Here is a 5,161-nt window from a genome sequence, read left to right as displayed (position 1 = left end):
GAACAGACCAACCTGCTGGCACTCAACGCCGCCATCGAAGCGGCCCGTGCCGGTGAAGCCGGACGTGGTTTTGCCGTGGTGGCCGATGAAGTGCGCAACCTGGCGCGACGCACCCAGGAGTCGGTCGAAGAAACCCGCCTGGTGATCGAACAGTTGCAAAGCGGCACCCAGGACGTGGTGGCCTCGATGGGCAACAGCCATCGACAGGCTCAGGGCAGTGTCGAGCAGGTTGGGCAGGCCGTGACGGCGCTGCGGCAGATCGGCGACGCGGTGACGGTGATCAGCGACATGAACCTGCAAATCGCCAGTGCGGCCGAAGAGCAAAGTGCGGTCGCCGAGGAGATCAACAACAACGTAGCAACCATCCGCGACGTGACAGAGTCGCTGTCGGGGCAGGCCAATGAATCGGCGCGGGTGAGCCAGTCGCTCAATCGCCTGGCCAATCAGCAGCAGAGTTTGATGGACCAGTTCCGCGTCTAAGCCCCTCACTGCCCCCCCCTGTGGGAGCTAGCTAGCTAGCCTGCTAGCGATGACGTCGGCACATTCAAAATCAATGTGTCAGACACACCGTCATCGCTAGCAGGCTAGCTCCCACAGGTATCCCCCGCGCATCCATTCTCATCACCAAATGATGGCGAGTGGATATCTGCGCAATCACGTTTATGCTTCAGGAAACCTTGCAACGATGCGAGGCCGTCAGTTCGTGTCCACACTTCGCGCAATCCGTAGTCCGAAGACATTAGCCCCAGGGCCAGGGTGCGGCAACAATTGAGAGGTGCTCCGGCCTATAACAAGAACAACGGAGAAACCCCATGGCGGCAATCGACAACACAACCACGGGCAGCGCGCCCAATCGCGGGATCACCCGGGAGGAGCGCAAGGTCATCTTCGCCTCGTCCCTTGGAACCGTGTTCGAGTGGTACGACTTTTATCTGTACGGTTCCCTCGCCGCGATCATCGCCAAGCACTTTTTTGCCGGCGTCAACGAGACCACATCCTTTATCTTCGCCCTGCTCGCGTTCGCTGCGGGCTTTGCCGTGCGGCCTTTTGGGGCAATCGTGTTCGGTCGATTGGGTGACATGATCGGACGTAAATACACGTTCCTCATCACCATCGTGATCATGGGTGTTTCCACAGCGGTGGTGGGCTTTTTGCCCGGCTACGCGACCATTGGCGTGGCGGCGCCGATCATCCTGATCACTTTGCGCTTGCTGCAAGGCCTGGCGCTGGGTGGTGAGTACGGCGGCGCAGCCACCTACGTGGCCGAACATGCGCCCAAAGGCAAACGCGGCTTCTTCACTTCGTGGATTCAGACCACCGCGACCCTCGGCCTGTTTCTTTCGCTGCTGGTGATCCTCGCCTGCCGCACGATCCTGGGCACTGAAGCCTTCGAGGCCTGGGGCTGGCGGATTCCGTTCCTGGTGTCGATCCTGTTGCTGATCGTCTCGGTGTACATCCGCCTGCAACTCAGCGAATCGCCGGTGTTCGTGAAAATGAAAGCTGAAGGCAAGGCTTCCAAAGCGCCGCTGACCGAGTCCTTCGCCCGCTGGGATAACCTCAAGATTGTGATCATGGCCCTGCTCGGCGGCACCGCAGGCCAGGCCGTGGTCTGGTACACCGGGCAATTCTATGCGCTGTTCTTTTTGCTGCAGACGCTGAAGATCGACCCGCAAACCGCCAACCTGCTGATTGCCGGCTCGCTGCTGATCGGTACGCCGTTCTTCGTGATTTTCGGCAGCCTGTCCGATCGCATCGGGCGCAAGGGCATCATCATGGCCGGCTGCATCATCGCCGCCCTGACCTACTTCCCGATCTTCCATGCACTGACCCAATACGGTAACCCCGACGTGTTCGTTGCCCAGGAGAAGAATCCGGTCACGGTGATTGCCAATCCTGACCAGTGCTCGTTCCAGTTCGACCCGGTGGGCAAAGCCAAATTCACCAGTTCGTGCGACCTGGCCAAGACCGTGCTGGCCAAACGGGCCATCCCCTACAAGAACGAGAAAGCCGAGCCGGGTACGGTTGCCCAAGTGCGTATTGGCGAGAAGGTGATCCAGAGCTTCGAGGGCACCGGCATGCCGGCCGCTGACTTCAAGGCTCAGAACGATGCCTTCACCGCAACGCTCACCACTGCCCTCAAGGAAGCCGGTTACCCCGAGAAGGCCGACCCGGCGAAGACCAACTACCCGATGGTCTTGCTGCTCCTGACCATCCTGGTGATCTACGTGACCATGGTGTATGGCCCGATCGCGGCCTGGCTGGTGGAACTGTTCCCGGCGCGCATCCGCTACACCTCGATGTCGCTGCCCTACCACATCGGCAACGGCTGGTTCGGCGGCTTCCTGCCCACCGTGGCATTCGCGATGGTCGCGGCCACAGGCGATATCTACTACGGGCTGTGGTACCCGATTGTCATCGCGGTGATGACAGCGGTGCTGGGGATCTTATTCATGCCGGAAACCAAGGATCGGGAGATTCATCACACCTGATCCCTGTGGGAGGTAGCGGCGAACAAAAGACTTGATATCACCCAAATCAACTGTGGGAGCTAGCCTGCTAGCGATGACGGCGGCACATCCAACATCAATGTGTCAGACACATCGCCATCGCTAGCAGGCTAGCTCCCACAGGTTTTTGCCCCACAGGTTTTTCCTGGTGGGCTTCAAGTACGTTTTGGCAATTCGATCAACACCTTCAACCCACCCCACTCACTTTCCTGCAAGTGCAACACCCCACCCCAGGTCTCGACAATATCCCGCACGATCCCCAACCCAAGGCCATGCCCGTCAGTCTGCTCATCCAGCCGAGTGCCGCGGCTGAACACTTGATCGCGTCGCTCTTTGGGAATGCCCGGGCCGTCGTCTTCCACACTCAACTCAAACCCTTCTGCCCCCTCTACCACGCTCAAGCGGACTTCGGCGTCCGCCCATTTGCAGGCGTTATCCAACAGGTTTCCGAGCAATTCCAGCAGGTCTTCGCGATCCCATGGCAGCTGCAGTCCGGCCGGTGAGCGATAGCTCAGCGTCAGGTGTTCGCCGTGGATCATGTTCAACGTCGCCAACAGCCCCGGCAGCTCGGCGTCGCAATCAAACAGCGCCCCCGGCAGTGCATCGCCGGACAAGCGTGCCCGATTGAGTTCACGATTGAGCCGCTGCTGGACCTGCTCCAACTGGTCCTTAAGCACCTTGCGCAATTGCGGGTGCGCGTCGAGCTGTTCGCTTGAGGCCAGGCTCAACAGCACCGCCAGCGGGGTTTTCAGGGCGTGGCCGAGATTGCCCAGGGCATTGCGCGAACGTTTGAGGCTGTCTTCAGTGTGGGCCAGCAAGTGGTTGATCTGCGCCACCAGCGGTTCCAGTTCCACCGGGACTTGCTCGTCAAGTTGCGAGCGCTGGCCCTGTTGCAATTGCGCGATCTGTTCGCGGGCCTTCTCCAGTGGTCGCAGGGCTCGGCGCACGGTGATCCGTTGCAACAGCAGAATCAGCAACAAGCCCGCCAACCCGAGGCCCAGACCGACCTGGCGCATGCGCTGGAAGCTTTCCTGCACCGGTGTGTAGTCCTGCGCCACGCTGATCGAGATCGACTGGCCCAGGCGACGGTAGTCCGAACGCAACACCAGCAATTGCTGCCCTTCGGGGCCTAATTGCAGATTGCTGTGCAGGCCGGCATGGTCGAGGTGCGGCAGTTCCTGGTCCCACAATGAACGGGAGCGCCAATGACTGTCGGCAAAATCGATGCGGAAGTAATGTCCGGAAAACGGGCGTTGATAAGCCGGCGACAACCGCCGTTCATCCAATTGCAAACCTTGCGGGCCGCGCACCAGGGCCATCAGCAGGCTTTCACTGTCGTTACGCAGCCCGGCTTCGAGATAACGCTGCAAACCCATTTCGAACAACCACAAGCTGGTTTGCGCCAGCACCAGGCCGACAATCACCATCACACTGATCAGCCCAAGGCTCAAGCGACGCTGGATCGACCTCACTGCGCTTGCCCGCCGAACAGGTAACCCTGGCCACGACGGGTTTCGATCACGCTGCGCCCCAGTTTACGTCGCAGGTGGTTGACGTGGACTTCCAGCACATTGGAGTCGCGTTCTGTTTCACCGTCGTAAAGATGTTCGGCGAGGTGGCTTTTGGAGAGGATTTGCTCAGGGTGCAGCATGAAATAACGCAGCAGGCGAAACTCGGCCGCCGTGAGCTGGATGTCCGCGCCATCGCGGGTGACACATTGGCGGCCTTCATCCAGGTGCAAGCCGGCGGCCTTGAGGGTGGGTTGATTGACCTGGCCATGGGAGCGGCGCAGCAACGCCTGGATGCGCAAATGCAGCTCCTCCGGGTGGAATGGTTTGGTCAGGTAATCGTCGGCACCGGCCTTGAGGCCTTCGATGCGCTCGGCCCAGGAGTCGCGGGCCGTGAGGATAATGACTGGCGTGGCCAACCCACCGGCGCGCCACCGGGCCAGCACTTCAAGCCCCGGCACACCCGGCAGGCCCAGGTCGAGAATGATCAGGTCGTAGGGCTCGGTGCTGCCCTGATGCACCGCATCGCGACCGTCGGCCAGCCAGTCCACGGCGTACCCCTGGCGATTGAGGCCGGCCAACAGTTCGTCGGCCAAAGGCACATGGTCTTCCACCAGCAGCAAACGCATCGGTCAATCGTCCTTGTCTTTCAGTAAACGGCCCGTGGCGGCATCAAGATCGAGCTCCCGAACCACGCCCTCGGCAGTGAGCAATTCGACTTCATAAATGTAGACGTCATGCTTCTCTTCAAGCTCGGCTTCCAACAGTTTGGCCCCCGGGTAGCGGTCCAGCGCCTGCTGCAACACTTGCTCAAGCGGCAGGATCACGCCCTGTTGGCGCAAGCGCAGGGCTTCGTCCTGGTCCAGATCGCGGGCGTGGGCGATGCTGGCAGCGAGGCCTATGATGGGCGCGATGAACAGGGCAGTCAGGGGGTTCATAAGGGTCTCCGCTTTTTTTATGTGTTGCCTACGGTTGGCACCTTAGCGATGAGAACTTAATTGAAACTGAATTGCCATCATTGATCGTTACACCGTCGCCCCCTGTTGATCGTTCCCACGCTCCGCGTGGGAATGCAGCCCGGGACGCTCTGCGTCCCAATCAAGAGCCGAACGCGGAGCGTCCGTTGAGGCATTCCCACGCAGAGCG

At 60.4% G+C, this 5,161-nt stretch carries 5 protein-coding genes; 2 read left to right on the top strand and 3 right to left on the bottom strand.

The window, feature by feature from the left end:
• Positions 1 to 480: methyl-accepting chemotaxis protein (locus tag ACRESJ_RS21135; RefSeq protein ID WP_431759638.1), on the top strand; the 480-nt coding region annotated here is incomplete at its 5' end.
• A gap of 332 nt (positions 481 to 812) precedes the next feature.
• On the top strand, positions 813 to 2,489 hold the full coding sequence (locus tag ACRESJ_RS21130) for an MFS transporter (RefSeq protein WP_431759637.1): 1,677 nt from the start codon (positions 813 to 815) through the stop codon (positions 2,487 to 2,489).
• A gap of 173 nt (positions 2,490 to 2,662) precedes the next feature.
• Here the strand turns inward: ACRESJ_RS21130 and ACRESJ_RS21125 are convergent, their stop codons facing one another.
• From ACRESJ_RS21125 to ACRESJ_RS21115, 3 genes are read right to left on the bottom strand one after another with little or no spacing between them, the layout of a single operon-like run.
• The gene (locus ACRESJ_RS21125; protein ID WP_431759636.1) at positions 2,663 to 3,979 is read right to left on the bottom strand and encodes a sensor histidine kinase; all 1,317 of its coding nucleotides are present in this window, start codon (positions 3,977 to 3,979) and stop codon (positions 2,663 to 2,665) included.
• Positions 3,976 to 4,644: a response regulator transcription factor gene (locus tag ACRESJ_RS21120; RefSeq protein ID WP_431759635.1), complete on the bottom strand. Its 669-nt coding sequence runs from the start codon at positions 4,642 to 4,644 to the stop codon at positions 3,976 to 3,978. The genes ACRESJ_RS21125 and ACRESJ_RS21120 overlap by 4 nt, the downstream gene beginning before the upstream one ends.
• 3 nt (positions 4,645 to 4,647) lie before the next feature.
• The gene (locus ACRESJ_RS21115; RefSeq protein WP_431759634.1) at positions 4,648 to 4,953 is read right to left on the bottom strand and encodes a PepSY domain-containing protein; all 306 of its coding nucleotides are present in this window, start codon (positions 4,951 to 4,953) and stop codon (positions 4,648 to 4,650) included.
• Positions 4,954 to 5,161 lie beyond the last annotated feature (208 nt).

Origin of the sequence: Pseudomonas sp. (assembly GCF_050739655.1) — a bacterium.
Taxonomy (GTDB): Bacteria; Pseudomonadota; Gammaproteobacteria; order Pseudomonadales; family Pseudomonadaceae; genus Aquipseudomonas.
Note: the sequence above shows the minus strand (reverse complement) of the source record. Positions and strands in the feature narration are given on the sequence as shown.

Excerpts from the sequence above, each read along its gene's own strand:
- ACRESJ_RS21130 (WP_431759637.1), top strand. The coding sequence starts at position 813 with ATGGCGGCAATCGACAACACAACCACGGGCAGCGCGCCCAATCGCGGG.
- ACRESJ_RS21120 (WP_431759635.1), bottom strand. The coding sequence starts at position 4,644 with ATGCGTTTGCTGCTGGTGGAAGACCATGTGCCTTTGGCCGACGAACTG.
- ACRESJ_RS21115 (WP_431759634.1), bottom strand. The coding sequence starts at position 4,953 with ATGAACCCCCTGACTGCCCTGTTCATCGCGCCCATCATAGGCCTCGCT.